Below are 17,685 nucleotides of genomic sequence, written 5' to 3'. Positions count from 1 at the left end.
GGTGGCGACACGATCAACGAGCGGGTTCTGTCGGATCCATCGTGTTCACCATGAAATAGGCCGCACGCTCCAGGTACTCCCAGAGCAGGGTGTGCTGCGCGGCGGGTAGGCCGAGCGAGTCCACCGCCACCCGCATGTGCTCGAGCCAGGCGTCCCGCTCGGCCGGGCCGACCCGGAACGGCGCGTGCCGCATCCGCAGCCGGGGGTGGCCGCGGTCGGCCGAGTACGTGTTCGGGCCACCCCAGTACTGCATCAGGAAGAGCGTCAATCGGTCAGCGGCCGGTCCGAGGTCCTCCTCGGGGTACATCGGCCGCAGCAGCGGGTCCTGCGCCACGCCCTCGTAGAACTTGTCGACGAGGCGGCGGAACGTGGGTTCGCCGCCGACGGCGGTGAAGAAGCTGGCCTCTTCCGGAACAGGTGCGGTCACCGTTCCATCCTGCCAGCTCTTTTTTCAGGTGGCCGGTTCGGCCCGGGCCTGCTCCGGCGGGAGGACCGCCTGCTCGGCCGCCGAGAACTCCTCCGGCTTCGGCCAGAACGCCGCGACCGCGATCATCAGAACCGTGCCGGCGAGGCTCCAAACGCCGACGACCAGCGGAATCCGGAACCGCTCGGAGAACAGCCCGTTGAACAGCACCGCGATGAACTGGCTGGCCTGGATCCCGCCGGTCATCACCCCGAACGCGCGGGCCCGGTGGCTGGCCGGGAGGACGAGCGCGAACGACGCGTTGAGCGGCGGCAGCCCGGCGCCCTGGGCCATGCCGGAGAGCGCCACCAGCGCCACGACGACGGCGGCCGGCGGCCCGAGCAGAGTCGGGGTCAGCACCAGCGGGGTCAGCACGGCCAGCACGGGCACCAGGCGCAGGCGTCGCTCGGCCGGGACCAGCCGGCTGAACAGCAGGCCGCCGACGACGATGCCGAACGGCCCGGCCGCCATGATCAGGCCCTGTTCCAGGCCCTGTGACATGCCGTCCGGGGCCTCGGCGGCCCAGGAGGCGGCAAGGCTCTCCGGCACGACGCTGAACGCGATCGTGGTGAAGACCACGATCGCGATCGAACGCAGGACCGGATGCCCGAAAACCAGCCGGAAGCCCTCGCTGGTTTCCCGCAGCAGGTGCCGGCGCTGTGCCGGGGCCACTCCCGGCGGCCGGGGACGTGTTCCGGTGGCGATCAGCAGCGCGGAGAGGGCGAACGTGCACACGTCCAGGCTGAGCGCCACGCGCGGGCTGAGGCTGACCGCCACCGCGGCGCCGATCAGGTAGCCCGCGACCTGGGCGGCCTGGCTGGTGGTGCTGTTGACGGCGAGCGCCAGGGTGAGCCGGTCCCGGCCCACCACCAGGGGCATCAGGGCGGAGCGGGCCGCCTGTGCGGGTGGGGCGCCGAGGCTGGACAGCAGGACGATCAGCAGGGTCAGGGCGGTCGGCAGGCCGGGGATCAGCAGCATCCCGGTCAGCGTCATCCGGGACAGATCGCAGAAGACCATCACCCGGCGGTACGGGTACCGGTCGCCGAGCGTGGAGAGCACCGGCCCGAACAGGATCCACGGCAGGTAGCCGATCGCGAAGGAGATCGCGGACAGCAGGACGGACCGGGTCTGCTGGTAGACGAGAACCGTCACGGCCGCCCGGGTCAGGTAGTCCCCGACCCAGTTGATCGTCAGGGAGGCGTAGAGCGCCCGAAACTCCCGCAGTGCAAAAAGGCTACGGAAGGTGACCTGCTGGTTGCCTTCCGTAGCCTTTGCGGGCTGCTGTGGACCCTCCGGGTCGTTGGCCACGGGTCCTCCATCGACCGGCGCGAACGTGCATATGCAAAAGCTGTACCGGATTCTGCCCGATCGTCCTAGGCGACGCTAGGGCGGTTGGTCCGATTTCCAGCCGTTCGGCGGAGGGTGTAACGGTCCCTTCTCGCGTATGTGCAGGTCAGGCCGGTGAGCCCGGACGCTGCTCGCCCATCGAAGGAGAGGAATTTCCCGGCGTGTTCGGCCAGGCGGGGGGCGCCGCGGACCGCGGCACCAGCCGGGACGCGGCGATCCGCTCGGACAGCCCGCTGTTCTCCAGCGACTCGGTGAGCGCCCGGCGCAGTTCCCGCTGCACGATCACCTGGCTGTCCGCGGTGGTCTTGGCGATCGTCCGGATCACCGCACCGTCCACGGTGAGCTGTTCCACGCCGACCACGTTCGGCGGCTCGAGAAACTCGGTCTGGTGCTCCGGGTGCTCGGCGACCGCGCTGGCGGCCTCCTTCATCACCGCGGTCGCCTCCTCCGAGTTGACGAAGCCGATCGGGATGTCGATCACCACCATGGCCCAGCCCTGGCTCTTGTTGCCGACCCGGACGATCTCGCCGTTGCGGATGTACCAGAGCACGCCGCGGGAGTCCCGGACCGTGGTGATCCGCAGGCCGACGCCCTCCACCACGCCGATCGCCTCGCCCAGGTCGACCGTGTCCCCGACGCCGTACTGGTCCTCCAGGAGCATGAAAAGGCCCGCGATCAGATCCTTCACCAGGCTCTGCGCGCCGAAGCCGAGCGCCACGCCGACGATCCCCGCGCTGGCCAGCAGCGGGCCCAGATTGAAGCCGAACTCGCCCATGACCAGCAGTGCCGCCATGGTGAAGACCACCGCGCTGACGAAGCTGCGCAGCACCGAGCCGATCGCCTCGGCCCGCTGACGCCGCCGCTCCGGGATGAACATCGCCTCCTCGGCGGTCTCCTCCGACACGCGCTCCTTCAGCGGCTTGAGCAGTGTCGGCATAGCCGCGCGCGACGTGCTCGCGGTGAGCCTGCTGATCGCCCGGTGGAGGAGGTACCGGATCAGCATCGCGATCACGATGATCCCGATGACCCGGAGCGGCTTGATGACGATCACATAGCTGCTGTTGGCGAGCCACTGGTTGTGGGTCCAGTCGTAGACCCGGTCGCACAGCGCGTCGTTGCCGCAGGCGTCGGTGATGCTGGTGCTGGTGAAGACATCAGGTGTGGGGCCGGGGGAAGGACCGAGGAGTAACACGGGAAGCCAAGCTACCGGGTTCGGCTGAGCGTGGCGATGTCAGACGTTTACCCCCTGGCCGCAGATTGTGCTCGCAATTTGGTCATCCATCAGGGACTATTGGCGCACAGGCTTCGTCTGCGAGGCCCAGATCACACACGGCTGAGCTACGGGAGCGCGGTTAGCAGCGACTACACCGAAAGGTGAACAGGATGCCTGACATACGACCCATAGTGGGCTCTTCCGCGTTGGTGCTGAACGCCACCTACGAGCCGCTGTGCGTCGTATCGGTGCGTCGGGCGACCATTCTCGTCCTCACCGCCAAGGCCGAGTGCGTCTCCGACGGGGACGGCATTCTGCACAGCGCGCATCAGATCCTCCCGGTCCCCTCGGTGGTCCGTCTCACGCGGTACGTGAAGGTGCCGTACCGGACCCATGTCGGCCTCTCCCGCCGCGCCGTGTTCGCCCGTGACGGCGGACGCTGCGCCTATTGCCGGGGCTCCGCCGAGACCATCGATCACGTCTTCCCACGCAGCCGGGGCGGTCTGCACGCCTGGGAGAACGTGGTGGCCGCCTGTGCCAAGTGCAACCACAGCAAGGGTGACAAGACGCCGGCCGAGTTGGGCTGGCGGTTACATTCCACACCGCAGGCGCCACGGGGCATCGCCTGGCGGGTGCTCGGGCACCGCACGCCGGATCCCCGCTGGATGGATTGGCTGGACCTGCCGGACAACCACGCCGCCTCGGTAGAAACCGAGGCGGCGTAATCATTCCCTGAGCGACCCGATCAGGGAGGCGAAGACCACCACGTTGTCGGAGTATCCCTGGTCACCGCCGAGCCACCTGCCGCCGCAGGTCATCAGGCGCAGCGAGGGCCGGCTGTAGTCGCCGTAGACCCGCTGCAGGGGCAGCCGGTCCTTGTCGTAGTGCTCCACCGAGTTCACCTCGAACACCGCGACCGTCCCGTCGGCCCGGTCCACCTCGATCCGCTGTTTCGGCTTGAGCCTGCCCAGGTCGTGGAAGACCGACGGCCCGGTCCGGGTGTCCGCGTGCCCGACGAACAGCGCCGGCCCGAACTGTCCCGGCGTCGGCCCGCCGTCGTACCAGCCGACCTCGTTGTGCCGTCTCAACGGTGGCACGTCGACCGACCCGTCGCCCGCCAGCCCGACCGAGAGGATCGGCGCGTCGATCTTCAGGTCCGGGATGGTCAGCCGCTTCGGGCGGCTGGGCTCCAGCACCGGGAAGGCGCGGGGCGGGGGCTCGTCCGGACCGTGGAACAGGCTCAGGTCGAAACCGCTGGCCAGGCCCAGTCCCATGCCGGCCGCGAAGAGTCCGATGAAGAACAGGATCAGCGCGATCCAGCCGAGCGGCCAGCGCCACCGGCGACCGGCCGGTGAGCGCGGCGCCGGTGCCGAACGGCGCGGCCGGGGCACCCGGAAGAGGGAACGGCCCTCCCGCGCGCGGGGCGCCGGCAGCGGCTCGGGCGCCACGTCCGGCGGCGGGGCGGCGATCACCTGGGCGGGGCGCTTGCGTCGTACCGCCTCCGGCATGCGTCGTGGCGGCCCGGAGTGGTGGGTCACCGCGGCCTCAGCCCAGCCGCCGGCGGCGCAGGGCGAGCACGGCCAGCCCCGCCGCGACCAGCATCGCCGCCAACCCTCCGCCGATCAGCAACGACGCGGTCCGCTCCGGCGCGGTGCCGCCCCCTCCGGTGGCCGGACCCCGGCTCGGCTCGACCTTGGCGACCACGTGCAGGGTGGTGCTCGCGGTCTTGCCGTCCGGGCAGGTCAGGGTGATCTTGTAGGCGCCCGCCCGCTGACCGGCCGGCACCTTCGCGGTCGCGATCAGGAAGCCGAACTCGGGCTTGACCGGCACCGAGCCGATCGGCTCGGCGCTGACCGTGGCGGCCTTCAGGTTGTCGTCACAGGAGGCACGCAGCGACACCTCGTCTCCGGCGGGCACCGTGCTCGGGTTGACCTCGACGAAGACCGCGGCGGCCCGCGCCGCGACGGCGGGCAGCGGGGTCAACGCCATGATCATTACCGCTACGGCGGTGGAGACGATCAAACGCATGCCAATCCCCCTCCTGCCGTTCGCGGGCGGAAAGTACGCGGACGGCGCGTGAAGGTGATTTTCGCACCGCCGCGCACATTCCGCGTAGTTCCCGACGGCGTGAGACGCGGGTTCGAGACCCGACGGTCCGGCATCCTTTGCGCTCCGCTACCGTGATTGATGTTCGACATCAGAGGGATCACCGGCGCCTGGGGGCGTTCAGTTGTCTGTAATAACCACCATTCTGGTCTATGTGATCATTCCGGCCGCGGTCATCGGTACGGTGGCGACCCTCGTGTTCGCCCGCTCCGACAAGACCAAGCCGTCCCGCCGGTACCGTCCGGGCCGGCCGTACGAGTTCGCGCCGATGTGGTTCCTGGCCTCGCCCGAGCGCACCGCCGCGGCGGGCCACGGCCACGCGGCCCCGGCGATCGAGCACGGACTGGTCATCGAGGACAGTTCCGGTGCTCCGGTCCGGCCCGGCCCGACAGGAGGCGCAAGTGACAAGTGGTGAGCCCGTCGAGGCCGACCCGCAGGGTCCCTTCACGACGCGTCAGCTGCTGCGCCTGGACGAGGCGCTCCGGATCGCCGACCAGGCGACCGGCCTGACCTTCAGCATCTACCTCGGCGACCTGGCGGAACCGATCCGCGAGTCGGCCGAGAAACTGCACAGTGAGATCGTGAACCCGCAGCGTGCGGTGCTGATCGCGGTCTCGCCGAGCCAGCGGCGTCTGGAGATCGTCACGGGCGACGAGGCCCGCCGGCGCGTCTCCGACCGGGACGCGAAGCTGGCCGCCTTCGGCATGGCCGGCTCGTTCGGCGGCGGCGACCTGATCGGTGGCCTGCTCATCGGCCTCGACCAGCTGGCGTCGCACGCCGGCCGCTCCTGAACCCTCCTCGACCGGCCGGCGTCGCACGCCGGCCGCTCTCCGGAGGCGTCAGAAGAGGCGGACTTTGATCGGATAGGGGGCGTCGAGCCGCACCTGCTCGGCGCTCTCGATCCGCTGGACCTGCCGGTACGCCGAGCCGTCCAGCGTGTATACCGTCACCGCCACGCCCGGTTCCACCAGCCAGTAGGCCGGAATGCCCGCGGACGCGTAGACCGCCGGCTTGAGCAGCCGGTCGTAGCGCAGCGTTGCCGGCGACTCCACCTCGACCGCCAGGGCCACGTCGGCGGGGTCGACCCAGATCGCCCCGGAGGACCGGGGACGCAGCACGGTCACGTCGGGCACCAGGTTGCTCGTGTCGATCTCGATGCCGAGCCGTGCGCACACCCACCAGCCCGGCGGTGCCGCCGAGCGCAGGCTGTGGACCACCTTGTCGACCAGGCTGTCGTGGGTCCGTTCGGCCGGCGGGGTGACGTGCAGGCTGCCGTCGACGATCTCGTACCGGTGCCCGTCCTGCGGAAACAGGTGGAGGTCCGGCTCGGTCCAGCGGCCGGCCGGCGCGGTCCAGCGCACCGGGGAACCCTGGCCCAGCATCGTCACAAGCCACCTCCAACACCGTGGAGTGACAGCCTACTGACACTGCGTTGTTTCCGGCGGGTTACCGATGAAAAACGGCCCCATCCGGCGAACCGGACGGGGCCGTCGTTCCATCGACGGTCCTAGACGCTAGCGCGGTCCTTCGCCCGCGCCTTCAACGCGCGCAGCACACCGTCGCGTCCCTCGGCGACCAGCCGGCGCAGCGACGCCGGGTGCCCCTCCAGGGCCAGCCAGGCGTCGGTCAGCGCGACCGTCTCCTCGCTGATCTGGAACGTCGGGTACGCCAGGGTCGCGAACTCCTGCGCGGGCTCGCTGTCCGAGCGCGCCCACACGTCGGCCACCACCGCGAAGAACTTCTCCGCGTACGGCGCCGTCAGGTCCACCTGACGGGTGCTCTGGAAGCCCTGCAGCAACGACCGGTTGAGCCAGTTCGGCGGGGTCTGCGGGCCGGTCAGCTCGGCCCACACCCGCTCCTTGTTCTCCGGCGTCGGCAGCAGCGCGCGGGCGATCGCCGCCTCCCGCTCACCACTCGCCGTCTTGTCCACGGCCAGCTCGTCGTCGATCTCGGACTCGGCCGCCGCGCCGATCGCGGAGAGCGCCTGCAGCAGCGACCAGCGCAGCTCGGTGTCGACCACGAGGCCCTCCGGCTTCGCGCCGCCGCCGAGCCAGCCACGCAGCACCGCCGCCTGCTCCTGCGTCCGGGCCGCGGTGATGTACGCCCGCGCCCAGGTCAGCTGCCACCCGCTGCCCGGCTCGGCCGCGGCCAGCTGAGCCTGCGCCAGGTCGGCCAGCATCCGCCAGCCCTCCGGCGCCCACTCCGGGTCGGCGAAGCTGACCAGCGCGCTGGACGCCTGCCGCAGGGTGGCCGTGGTCAGGTTGATGTCGCTCTCGGCCGGCAGCCCCGAGCAGACCAGCCGGATGTAGTCCCGGGCGGCCAGCTCGGCGTCGCGCAGCATGTCCCAGGCCGCGGCCCAGCACAGCGCCCGCGGCAGCGACGAGTCGAAGCCCGCGATGTGCTCGACCAGCGCGCTCATCGAGCGCTCGTCCAGCCGGAGCTTCGTGTACGTCAGGTCGTCGTCGTTGAGCAGCAGCACGTCCGGCGCCTTGACTCCGGCCAGCGCCGGGATCTCGGTGCGCTCCCCGGCCACGTCGACCTCGATCCGCTCCCGCCGCACCAGGGCGTCGCCGTCCAGGTCGTAGAGGCCGATCCCGATCCGATGGGTACGCAGCGTCGGGTAGTCGGCCGGCGCCTCCTGCAGCACCACCACGCTTGTGTAGCGCCCCTGGTCGTCCAGCTCGACGGCCGGGCGCAGCGTGTTGACCTGGGCCGTCTCCAGCCACTGCGCGGCGAACTTGCGCAGCTCCCGGCCGGACGCCGTCTCCAGCTCGGTGAGCAGGTCGTCGAAGGTGGCGTTGCCCCAGGCGTGCTTGCCGAAGTACTCCCGCAGACCGGTCAGGAACGGCTCCAGCCCGACGTACGCGACCAGCTGCTTGATCACGCTGGCGCCCTTGGCGTACGTGATCCCGTCGAAGTTGACCTCGACGGCCTCCAGGTCCGGCATCTCGCAGTAGACCGGGTGGGTGGAGGAGAGCTGGTCCTGCCGGTAACCCCACGCCTTACGGATCGACAGGAACGTCGACCAGGCGTCGGTGAAGCGGGTGGCGTGCGTGTTGCACCAGTGGCTGGCCCACTCGGCGAACGACTCGTTCAGCCACAGGTCGTTCCACCAGCGCATGGTGACCAGGTCGCCGAACCACATGTGCGCGAGCTCGTGCAGGATCGTGTTCGCCCGCTGCTCGTACTCGTAGTCGGTGACCTGCGAGCGGAAGATGTAGTGCGCCTCGGCGTGCGTGACACAGCCGAAGTTCTCCATCGCGCCGGCGTTGAAGTCGGGCACCCAGAGCTGGTCGTACTTCGGCAGCGGGTAGCGCACCCCGAACTGCTCGTGGAAGAAGTCGAAGCCCTGCTTCGTGACCAGGAACAGGTCGTCGGCGTCCAGGTAACGGGCCATCGAGGCGCGGCAGAAGACGCCAAGCTCGATGCCGTCGTGCGAGTCGCGCACCTCGTGGTACGGCCCGGCACAGATCGCCGTGATGTAGGTGCTCATCCGCGGCGAGGTGGCGAAGTGAACCGTCCGCGCGCCCGTCCCGGCCGGCTCCTCCCGCTCGACCGGCATGTTCGAGACCACCTTCCAGTGGTTCGGCGCGGTCGCGTGCCAGGTGAAGACGCTCTTCAGGTCGGGCTGGTCGAAGCACGCGTACACGCGCTGGGCGTCCGCGGTCTCGAACTGGCTGTAGAGGTAGATCTCCTTGTCGGCCGGGTCCATGCTGCGCTGCAGACCCTGGCCGCTCGCGGAGTAGGCGAAATCGCCCTCCACGACGAGGACGTTCTTCGCGGCCAGGCCGGGCAGGGGCAGGCCCTTCTCGGCCGACCAGGTGCTCAGGTCCAGCGCTTCGCCGTTCAGCGTGGCGCTGTGCAGCCGGACGGCCGCCGCCTCAGCGAAGGTATTCGCACCCGGCTCGGTGCAATCGAACAAAAGAGTCGTGGTGGAGCGGAATGTATCGGATCCGGGGTTGCCGTTTCCGTCGGTCAGATCGAGGGTGATGTCGTACCCGGTCACCTCGAGCAATCGACTCCGCTCCGCAGCCTCGACCTGGGTCAGGTTATGAACACCGGCCACGTGCACTCTCCTTCGAGCTGACTGCTTTTCCCCGAAGCCTATGCGGCCGACCCGTGTCGCACCTCACCCGGACCGTCTTCGGTAGCGGGCAGGCGTGAAGTGATCGCGCGAGGGAGTATCGACGCATGACTGAACGTGCCACCGTCGACATGTGGTTCGACCCGCTCTGCCCGTGGGCCTGGATCACCTCCCGCTGGCTGCTCGAGGTGGAGAAGGTGCGTCCCCTCGACATCCGCTTCAACGTGATGAGCCTGGCCGTGCTGAACGAGGGGCGTGACCTGCCCCAGCAGTACCGGGAGCTCCTGGACAAGGCCTGGGGCCCGGTCCGGGTCTGCATCGCCGCGGCCGAGACGGCCGGCCCGGAGATCCTGCGGGACCTCTACACCGCCCTCGGCACCCGGGCCCACCTGCAGAAGTACGAGCCCGATGACGAGAAGCTGCTCCGGGAGGCGCTGACCGAGGTCGGCCTCGACCCGGAGCTGGCCGCCGCCGCGCACACCGACGCGCGCGACGAGGCCCTGCGCGCCAGCCACAATGCCGGGATGAAGCCGGTCGGCACGGACGTGGGCACTCCGGTGATCCACGCGCCCGGTCCGAATCCGGATGAGAAGGTCGCCTTCTTCGGCCCGGTGATCACCCCGGCGCCCAAGGGCGAGGCCGCCGGCCGGCTCTGGGACGGAGTCGTGCTGGTCGCCGGCACCCCGGGCTTCTACGAGATCAAGCGCAGCCGCGAGATCGGTCCGATTTTCGATTAGTTCGCCACCCACGTCCCCGGCGCGTCGTTGGATGAGGTGATGTACACCTCACCCAACGACGCGATCGGTCTGACCATCGGCGTCAAACGCGAAGCATGGACCGATTTATCTCCTGAGCTGGTGGGATTCGTCGCCCCACCGATCGTCGTGACGGCCCGGCCGCTCGAACGGCCGGTGAACTCGCGTCGACGGACGCAGTTGAGCAGGTCACGAGGGAAGACGCCGGTGGGTGGGCGCCGCCGCACCGCCGGGTAAGTTGCCACCCATGACGGTCGTGCACCCGATCAGCCGGGCCTGGATCACCACTGGCGGTACCGGAGCCCAGAACTACGACGAGTTCGCCGACGACGCCGAAATCACCGACATCCTCACGGCAAACCCGCACAGCGCGCTGGCCGTGGAAATGCCGCATCTCGCGCCCGAGTCCCTCGGCAAGACCTTCGCGGAAGCTCTCCCGGACGCCGTCGTCCGGCTGGAGCGCGACAAGTCCGAGGGCCACTACCGGCAGGCTGAGCACGTTGTGGTGCTCTACCGGATCACTTCCAAGGATGAGGCGCCCGCCTACGGCCTGTGGAGCACGGTCGAAACGGCCGAGATCTCCGCCAGCGCCGACGAGCCGGGCCTGGTCATCCGCAACGAGGACGTCTTCATCGCCAAGGTCCGTGAGCGCGTGGCGCTCGCCGAGGCGCTGCAGACGCTGCTCTCGCCGGTGCTGCTGCTGCAGACCGGCAAGGGCGAGGAACTGCACGCGGCCCTGGCCGACGCCTGCGACGCGGCGGGCGAGCCGGAGGCCACCGACACCGACCAGACCGGGCGTACCCACGCCATCTGGGCGGTCGGCCCGGGCGAGCTGCAGGACCGGCTCACCGAGCTGGCCGGTGGCGGCGAGCTGGTGGTCGCCGACGGCAACCACCGCAGTCTGGCCGCGCAGACCGGCGGGCTGCCGCGTTTCCTCGCGGTGATCACCACGCCCGCGTCGGTCGCCATCCAGCCCTACAACCGCCTGGTCAGCGAGCTCCCGGCGACCCTGGAGGAGTTGCTGGAGCGGCTGCGCGCGGCCGGGGCGACGGTCACCGAGCTGCCGCGGGCCGCGGCGCTTCCCGACAAGGGCACGATCGAGTTGTACGCCGGGAGCCGCACCTTCGCGGTCGGTCTCCCGGCCGACCCCACCGGCACAGCGGTGGAGAACCTGGATCATGCCCTGGTCGAGCGGGTGCTGCTGCGTGACGTCCTGGGTCTGGACCCGGGCGACAAGCGGATCTCCTACATCGGCGGCGACTACCCGGTCGAGTGGCTGCGCGGCGAGGTCGACGCCGGCCGCGCCGAGCTGGCCGTGCTGATCGCCCCGGTGACCGTGGAGGACTTCGTCGCGGTCAACCTGGCCCGGCTGAAGCTGCCGCGCAAGAGCACCTGGTTCACCCCGAAGGCCCGCGGCGGTCTCGTCCTGGCCCAGCTCGACTGATTCACCGTCAGATGCTTCATCCACAGGTAACGGCGGCGGCGAAGCTTCGCCGCCGCCTCACCGCCGAGCAGCTGTCGGCGAGCCCCTACGAACGGCTCCTCGCGGTCCGTGCCGCGATGGAGGAGTCCAACGAGGCGGAGACCGGCCCGGCGCTGCCGCTGCCGGTCGTCGCGGACCTGGACGCGAACGGCGTGCCCTGCCGGCTGTACGCCACCCGGACCGACGCCCCGGTCTTCGTCTACCTGCACGGCGGCGGCTGGTGCTACGGCAGCATCGAGACCGTGGACCGGTTCTGCCGGCGGGTCGCCGACCGGTCCGGCCTCGCGGTGCTCTCGGTGGGTTACCGGCTCGCCCCGGAGCACGTCCACCCGGCCGCTCTCGACGACGCCGCCACCGTGCTGGACCACGTGCGCAAGAACGGCGCCGAACTCGGTGTCGACCCGTCCCGGCTGGCGATCGGCGGGGACAGCGCGGGCGGCCAGTTGGCCACCGTCACCGCCCGCCGGCAGCGTGACAACGGCACCCCGCTGGACTTCCAGGCGCTGATCTACCCGGCCCTCGACCCGCTCACCTCGGCCGAGTCGTACGACGAGGTCGGCGAGTACGGCCTGGACCGGGCTTCGATGAAGCTGGCCTGGGAGACCTTCGTCCCGGATCCGGCGCACCGGCTCACCCCGGACGTCGCCCCGCTCGCGGTCGCCGACCTCTCCGGCATGCCGCCGACCCTGATCATCACGGCCGAGTACGACGCGCTCCGTGACGAGGGCGCCGATTACGCGGACGCGCTGGTCACCGCCGGGGTGCCGGTGGTGCACACCCGCTACATGGGCGTGAACCACGGTTTCGCCCGCAAGCTCGCCACCATCGACGCGGCGCGCGCCGCGGCCGATCAGGTGGCTTCCGCCCTGCGCGCGGCTCTCACCTTCTGAAAGTCGTGCGGCCCGCACCCGGGTGCGGGCCGCACGGCTCGGCTCAGCCGGCCAGGACCAGCTCGAAGTCGTACCCGAAGAAGAGGCCGGTCTCGACCACGCCGGACATCTGCTTGAGCCGGGCGTGCGCGTCCTCGGCGATCTCGCTGAACCGCAGGTCGATGATCAGGTTTCCGCGCTCGGTGATCACCGGGCCGTCCTTGCCGCCGCCGGTCCGCAGGGTCACCTCCTCCAGGCCCGGGAAGCCCTCGAGCTTCTCGTACATCAGGCTGAGGGCGGCCGGGTCGATCTCCACCGGGGCCGGGAAGTTCACCCCGAGCCGGCTCACGATCTTGGACTGGTCGACGACGATGAACGCCTTCGGCGCCGCCGCCATCATCAGCTTCTCCTGGTAGAGCGCGCCACCGCGGCCCTTGATCAGCCGCTTGTGGTCGTCCACCTCGTCGGCGCCGTCGAAGCACCAGTCCGGCCGGGCCTCGTTCAGCGTGGCGGTGCGCAGGCCGAGCGCCGCGCAGGCGTTCGCCACCTCGATCGAGGTCGGGATGGCGGTGAAGGAGAGACCCTCCTTCTCGGCGCGGGCCGCGAGGGCCTGCAGGGTGAGGAAGCTGGTCGAGCCGGAGCCGATGCCGACCGTCTGCCCGTCCCGCAACTCGGTGGCGAGCTGTGCCGCCGCCTCCCGCTTGGCTTCCTCGTTCTTGATCACACCTGGCCAGGTCAGGCCATCGGGGCGGTTCTTCCACTGCATGGGGTAGTCAACCGTTCCAGTTTCAGCGGTCGGTGGTCGACTACATCGTAGTCAGCGGCGCGGGAGATCTTCGCGGGGCAGCCAATTGCGCCGAACGATGGTTAACTCCCGGTCGGCCTCGGCCAGTTGCTCGGCGCTGGGCCGGGAAGCGTCCCGGGCCCGCAGCGCCGCGCCCACGCTGACCTGCGAGGACCCGGAGCCGACCAGGCCACGCAGGCCGCGCTCGGCCTCGCGGTCCTCGGTGCCGGAACCACCGGTGGGTGCGGGTCGCTTCGCCGGCCGGGTGGGCGCCGGGGCCGTCGGCGGGGGCGTGGGCACCGGCACGGCCGGAGGACCGGGAACGGGGGCCGGCGACCCGGCCGGGGTCGTCGACTCGGCCGGGGCGCTGTTCGCCCCTGACGGGGGACGCACGCGCCGGCGGCGGCGCTCGGGCTCAGCCATGATCCCGACGGTACCGCCGCCGGTCACCTCAGAACACCTCGGTCGCGCTGGGCGCCCGGTGCCAGCCGAACGCCGCGTTCGGATCGTTCGCGGTCAGCTGCCGAACCCGACCGGCCGCCGCGAGCGCGGCCAGCGAGGTCCCGCCGAGGTAGGCGGCGCCGAGATCGGTCACGGAACACGCCAGGTCAGCGGGCTCGCCGGTCCGGGAACAGGTCGCTCCCTCCGGCCCGCCGGTCAGCCGCCAGCGGCCGGTGTTCGCCGGCAGGATCGGGTCGTCGACCTCCAGCACCACGTCGACCGCCGTCCGGTACCGCCGGCCGGCCAGCGCGGCGGGCAGGTCCACCAGTCGGATGAAGAGCGCGTCGGAGACCGTCCCGCCCAGCCGCCGTGGCTCGTCCACCAGGTACTGCAGCGGCTCGTCCACCGCGCCCAGGGTGTACGTCACGCTCCGGCTCAGGTCGATGCCGAGCAGGAACCGCCAGAGCGCCCGGTACGTCTCCGGATCGACGGCGGCCACCTCGCGGACCTGCACCTCGGCGTCCGGCCCGTGGTGGTTCCAGCGCTCCTTGGCCCGCCAGATCGCGTAACCGGTCGGGCCGTCGGGGCCGTCGTGCACCACCGCGTACCGCTTCGTGGCGCCGTCGCGGAGGTCCTTCGGGTCGCGCAGGACATACCGCCACCAGCGGTCGTCGCGGCCGGACCAGCCGACCCGGTCAGCGCGGACCTGGTCGTACAGCTTGCTGATGTCGGTGAGCAGCGTGGCCGGGTCGCCCATCCGCAGCCGGCCGGCCGGCTCAGCGGGCGGCGCGGTCAGGCGTACCTCGCGGTTCAGGATGTCGAACTTGAGGCGGGCGGCGGCGGGACCGTACCCGAATCGGGGATAAATGGCGGATTCGCTGGCCCAGAGCACCGCGATCGGCTCGCGCCCGGCCTCGGCGATCTCGCCGAGCTGGCGGTGCATCAGGGCGGTCAGCAGGCCGCGGCGCCGGTGAGTGGGGAGCACCCCGACACAGGAGATGTGCGCGGCGGGCAGCACCGCGCCGGGAACGGTCAGCTCCCGGCTGTATGCCACGGCGTGTCCGGCGATCACCCCGTGGTCGTCGGCGACCAGGGAACGCTCGACCTCCCAGACCTCCGCCTCGAGCTCCTTGACCTCGCCGGCGATCTCCTCGTGGAAGACGTAGCCGAGCAGATCGCAGATGGCCGGGAAGTCCCCGATCCGGCCCGGACGTAGTCTCATCCCGTCACCCATGGAGCTTGTGTAACTGACTCCGGTGTGTCCGAGCCACCTATTTGCGGGCTGGTTACTCTCGGAACAGACGACCGTCCGGTCGTCTGTGCGAGAGGGGAATCATGCCGGAGCAACCGCAGTGGTCGGAGCGGACGCTCGACATGCCGCCGCAGGACCCGTGGGCCGAGCCGCCGACGGTGACCGCGCCGGCCGTTCCGCAGTCCGGTGACCCCACCCGGGTCGGGCCGTATGCGGGTGATCCCACCCGCGTCGCGCCGCATGCCGGTGACCCCACCCGCGTCGCGCCGTACGGCGGTGACGCCACCCAGGTGGGCCCGCACGGCGGTGACCCCACCCGGGTCGCGTCGCAGTCCCCGGCGTCGCAGGCCGGCCCGCAGTCGCCGTTCAGCCGGGGCCGCGCCCAGGTGACGCCGCGCGGCCAGCAGCAGGACCACACCGCCGCGCACGAGCCGACCGGCACCGGCTGGCCCGGCGCCGCGGCTCCCCGCCCGCAGCACAGCATCGGCTGGCACCTTCGCCAGCTGCGGCGGGGCGGCGAGTGGAGCACCGCCGCCGCGCTGTTCGCCTTCGTCTGCTGGGGCATCTGGGCGCTCTCCGAGGGCGGCTCGCTGGCCACCCCCGTGGTGGTCTTCCTCATTACGCTGCTGGTGGGTGTCGGTGTCTTCGCGCTCGCCCGGATGGTCGGCCGCCTGGTGCTGGAGCGGTACCTGAACCGCACGCGCCACACCGCGCGCGGCGCGCACATGGTGACCGGTCTCTACCTGACCGGCGTCGCCTTCACCTTCCTGCGCCAGACCGGATGGGTGATGGACGCGTTCAACTGGGTCAAGGACCTGTTCTGATCGGAGGTCCGGCTCAGCGCTCGTCGGGTGCCGGCTCGGAGACGTGGGCGGTGATGATCCGCCAGCCTTCGGGAAGGCGGGCCCACGTCTGGGTCTGCCGGCCGAGCACGTCCGAGCCGGGATAGCCGAACAGTGTCGTGATGACAGCGGTGTCCAGGCCGTACGTCCGGATCTGGGTCTCCTTCAATTGCCGACCCGGCGGCAAGGGGGCCTGAGCGCGTCGCCAGCGTTCCTGTTCCTCGATGTCGTTCTGGTGGTCGGCGATGCCGAAGCGCACCGCGCGGTTCTCGAAGAAGCTGAGGATCCGCTCCACGTCGTTCGCCCTCAGTGCCTGCTCGTAGGCCTCGAAGGCCGCCGTGACCTCGGCGATCACGTCGGGCCGATCGAGTTCCATGATCCTGTCCTCTCCTGCGCGGCGGGTGCGGCGGCGGCCCGGCACGAGCGGGGCCGCCGCCGTCGGAACCAGTCAGACAGCCGTGGACGGCACGGGCACGCTGTCGTCGAACGCCGCGGGCTCGCCCGGCTCGGGTACCCGCGGCGCGGGCCGGGTCAGCGCGACAAGTACCAGGATCGCGGTCAGGAACAGATATCCCAGGGTGACCTGGCCGTCGGCGTTCCACTGCACCTTCTCGGCGTGGATCAGCCCGACGAAGGTGAGCGCGGCCCCCGCCGCGGAGAAGACCGCCGCATGCCAGAGGCGTTTGTCGATGATGAAAGCGACGATCGCGCCGAGCACGAGACCGGCCAGGATCGCGCCCTGGCCCAGCGTCTTCAGCCCGTCGTAGACCACCCCGGCGCCGGTGAGCGCGTCCATGCCGACCTGGTCCGCGGTGGTACCGGCCGCGGCGAGCGCGTTGTCCATCTGCCCGGTCGCCCATTGCGCGATGTTCGGTATCAGCGCGGCGACCACCGCGGCGGCGTGTGCCCGAGGCGTCGCCTGGAACGCCTGCGCACCGATCAACAGGCCGATGTAGAGCAGGATCGGCACGATCGCCGCGGTCGGGAAGATCGCGCCGAGCAGGCCGAACAGGCCGAAGAAGCAGAGCAGCGCGATCACCACGCCGGTCGCCATGGAGTAGCCGGTGCGCCCGCCGGCCGCCTTCCAGCCGGGGTGCCCGACGTAGACCGCGGGCGGGAACGGCGAGCCCAGACAGGAACCGAGCACCGCGCCCGCGCCGTCGGCGAGCAGCACGCTGCGCAGGTTGTACCGGTCGCCGGCGCTGGCCGCGCTCTCCACGTTGGTCATCGCCTCGGTGAAGTTGTAGACGCCCAGCGGGATCGCGGTCGCCAGCAGCGGGGCCATGTCCCGCAGGCCGTCGATCAGCAGGTCGACCTTGAGATGCGGGAAGGCGAACGCGATGTCCTTCGCGGCGGCGGTCACGTCCGGCACCGACATGGCTCCGCCGAGCCAGCCGATCGCCGTGCCGGCCAGCAGCGCGACCAGGCCGATCGGCAGGTTGAACGGCAGCTTCACGTCGGTGAGCAGCCCGATCAGGAGCAGGCCGAAGACCGGCAGCGCGATCCAGGCGGCCTTCCACATGTTGCCCGCCGGGTTCATCGAGATGAAGGTGATCGAGATGCCGGCCAGGGTGCCGAGCAGCGCCGCGCGCGGTGCGTACTTGCGGATGTACGGGCCGACGAACGCGCCGATCAGGACGATCACACCGATGATGAACGCCCAGGCGACGCCGGCCGTCCACGCCGCCACCGGATTCTTCGTGGTCAGGTAGATCGGCAGCATGATCACGAAGATGACGATGAACATGTGCGGGACGCTCGGGCCGTACGGCATCGCGGTGACGTCCGTGCGGTTCTCCCGTGCGGCGAGCCGGCGGGCCAGATAGGTGTAGTAGATGTTGCCGGCGACCAGGGCGATCCCCAGCGCGGGCAGGATCACGCCGAACACGTCGGAGGCCGGCATCTTGATCACGCCGAGGCAGAGGCCGGTCAGAGTCAGCACGTTGACCAGGACGTTGACGCCGAAGCCGAAGAAGGCATTCGTGTCGCCCCGGACCCAGTAGGGCAGCTTGGCCGCGGGCGCGGCCGTGGTGGTGGGGGTCATGT

The 17,685-nt window shown here is 70.6% G+C and carries 19 protein-coding genes; 7 read left to right on the top strand and 12 right to left on the bottom strand.

All coding sequences use genetic code 11. The annotated features are described in order from the left end of the window. Positions 1-13 precede the first annotated feature (13 nt). The 3 genes from CHC09_RS23395 to CHC09_RS23385 all read right to left on the bottom strand — a co-directional run bounded on the left by CHC09_RS23395 (position 14) and on the right by CHC09_RS23385 (position 2,945). Positions 14-427, bottom strand: a complete 414-nt coding sequence (locus tag CHC09_RS23395) for a globin (protein ID WP_089295327.1) — start codon at positions 425-427, stop codon at positions 14-16. Positions 428-451: 24 nt separating this feature from the next. Next, positions 452-1,771, bottom strand: a complete 1,320-nt coding sequence (locus CHC09_RS23390; protein WP_089295326.1) for an MFS transporter — start codon at positions 1,769-1,771, stop codon at positions 452-454. A gap of 145 nt (positions 1,772-1,916) precedes the next feature. Continuing rightward, complete coding sequence (locus CHC09_RS23385) at positions 1,917-2,945, bottom strand: mechanosensitive ion channel family protein (protein ID WP_089295545.1); 1,029 nt, start codon at positions 2,943-2,945, stop codon at positions 1,917-1,919. 248 nt (positions 2,946-3,193) lie between these two features. Between CHC09_RS23385 and CHC09_RS23380 the strand changes: the two genes are divergently transcribed. Continuing rightward, positions 3,194-3,748 (top strand): HNH endonuclease, encoded by a 555-nt coding sequence (locus tag CHC09_RS23380; protein ID WP_089295325.1) that lies wholly within the window; start codon positions 3,194-3,196, stop codon positions 3,746-3,748. Here the strand turns inward: CHC09_RS23380 and CHC09_RS23375 are convergent, their stop codons facing one another. Both CHC09_RS23375 and CHC09_RS23370 read right to left on the bottom strand, forming a co-directional pair. Then, positions 3,749-4,561, bottom strand: coding sequence for a class F sortase (locus CHC09_RS23375; RefSeq protein ID WP_089295324.1), 813 nt, complete (start codon positions 4,559-4,561; stop codon positions 3,749-3,751). Between the two features lie 7 nt (positions 4,562-4,568). Further along, positions 4,569-5,051, bottom strand: a complete 483-nt coding sequence (locus CHC09_RS23370) for a hypothetical protein (RefSeq protein ID WP_239138464.1) — start codon at positions 5,049-5,051, stop codon at positions 4,569-4,571. Between the two features lie 202 nt (positions 5,052-5,253). Between CHC09_RS23370 and ctaJ the strand changes: the two genes are divergently transcribed. Then, on the top strand, positions 5,254-5,544 hold the full coding sequence (gene ctaJ, locus CHC09_RS23365) for an aa3-type cytochrome oxidase subunit CtaJ (RefSeq protein WP_089295323.1): 291 nt from the start codon (positions 5,254-5,256) through the stop codon (positions 5,542-5,544). Beyond that, positions 5,531-5,920 carry a DUF5130 family protein gene (locus CHC09_RS23360; protein WP_089295322.1) on the top strand — a complete coding sequence of 130 codons (390 nt, stop codon included), beginning with the start codon at positions 5,531-5,533 and terminating at the stop codon, positions 5,918-5,920. The genes ctaJ and CHC09_RS23360 overlap by 14 nt, the downstream gene beginning before the upstream one ends. 48 nt (positions 5,921-5,968) lie before the next feature. Here CHC09_RS23360 and CHC09_RS23355 read toward each other — a convergent pair whose 3' ends face one another. Then, positions 5,969-6,511: a Uma2 family endonuclease gene (locus tag CHC09_RS23355; RefSeq protein ID WP_089295543.1), complete on the bottom strand. Its 543-nt coding sequence runs from the start codon at positions 6,509-6,511 to the stop codon at positions 5,969-5,971. A 125-nt stretch (positions 6,512-6,636) separates the two neighbouring features. Continuing rightward, entirely contained in the window at positions 6,637-9,195 is a 2,559-nt protein-coding gene (gene pepN / locus CHC09_RS23350; RefSeq protein ID WP_089295321.1) for an aminopeptidase N, read from the bottom strand. Between the two features lie 125 nt (positions 9,196-9,320). Between pepN and CHC09_RS23345 the strand changes: the two genes are divergently transcribed. From CHC09_RS23345 to CHC09_RS23330, 3 genes are all read left to right on the top strand, one after another. After that, a complete protein-coding gene (locus CHC09_RS23345; RefSeq protein WP_089295320.1) occupies positions 9,321-9,950 on the top strand; it encodes a mycothiol-dependent nitroreductase Rv2466c family protein in 630 nt (209 codons plus the stop codon). A 265-nt stretch (positions 9,951-10,215) separates the two neighbouring features. Beyond that, positions 10,216-11,412 (top strand): DUF1015 family protein, encoded by a 1,197-nt coding sequence (locus tag CHC09_RS23335; RefSeq protein ID WP_089295542.1) that lies wholly within the window; start codon positions 10,216-10,218, stop codon positions 11,410-11,412. An 11-nt stretch (positions 11,413-11,423) separates the two neighbouring features. Next, entirely contained in the window at positions 11,424-12,341 is a 918-nt protein-coding gene (locus tag CHC09_RS23330; RefSeq protein WP_089295318.1) for an alpha/beta hydrolase, read from the top strand. A gap of 43 nt (positions 12,342-12,384) precedes the next feature. On the opposite strand, the gene rpiA is transcribed toward CHC09_RS23330, so the two are convergent. Genes rpiA through CHC09_RS23315 form a run of 3 tightly spaced genes read right to left on the bottom strand, consistent with a single transcriptional unit; the run spans position 12,385 to position 14,767 of the window. Further along, on the bottom strand, positions 12,385-13,086 hold the full coding sequence (gene rpiA, locus CHC09_RS23325; protein ID WP_089295317.1) for a ribose 5-phosphate isomerase A: 702 nt from the start codon (positions 13,084-13,086) through the stop codon (positions 12,385-12,387). A gap of 51 nt (positions 13,087-13,137) precedes the next feature. After that, on the bottom strand, positions 13,138-13,527 hold the full coding sequence (locus tag CHC09_RS23320) for a hypothetical protein (protein WP_089295541.1): 390 nt from the start codon (positions 13,525-13,527) through the stop codon (positions 13,138-13,140). A gap of 28 nt (positions 13,528-13,555) precedes the next feature. Beyond that, on the bottom strand, positions 13,556-14,767 hold the full coding sequence (locus CHC09_RS23315) for a GNAT family N-acetyltransferase (RefSeq protein WP_239138463.1): 1,212 nt from the start codon (positions 14,765-14,767) through the stop codon (positions 13,556-13,558). 113 nt (positions 14,768-14,880) lie between these two features. On the opposite strand from CHC09_RS23315, the gene CHC09_RS23310 reads away from it, so the two are divergent. Then, positions 14,881-15,621, top strand: a complete 741-nt coding sequence (locus tag CHC09_RS23310) for a DNA-directed RNA polymerase II (protein ID WP_089295315.1) — start codon at positions 14,881-14,883, stop codon at positions 15,619-15,621. Positions 15,622-15,634: 13 nt separating this feature from the next. Here CHC09_RS23310 and CHC09_RS23305 read toward each other — a convergent pair whose 3' ends face one another. Continuing rightward, positions 15,635-16,015 (bottom strand): AtzH-like domain-containing protein, encoded by a 381-nt coding sequence (locus tag CHC09_RS23305; RefSeq protein ID WP_089295314.1) that lies wholly within the window; start codon positions 16,013-16,015, stop codon positions 15,635-15,637. 72 nt (positions 16,016-16,087) lie between these two features. Then, complete coding sequence (locus CHC09_RS23300) at positions 16,088-17,683, bottom strand: regulator (RefSeq protein WP_089295313.1); 1,596 nt, start codon at positions 17,681-17,683, stop codon at positions 16,088-16,090. Positions 17,684-17,685 lie beyond the last annotated feature (2 nt).

Origin of the sequence: Actinoplanes regularis (genome assembly GCF_900188005.1) — a bacterium.
GTDB lineage: Bacteria > Actinomycetota > Actinomycetes > Mycobacteriales > Micromonosporaceae > Actinoplanes > Actinoplanes regularis.
Note: the sequence above shows the minus strand (reverse complement) of the source record. Positions and strands in the feature narration are given on the sequence as shown.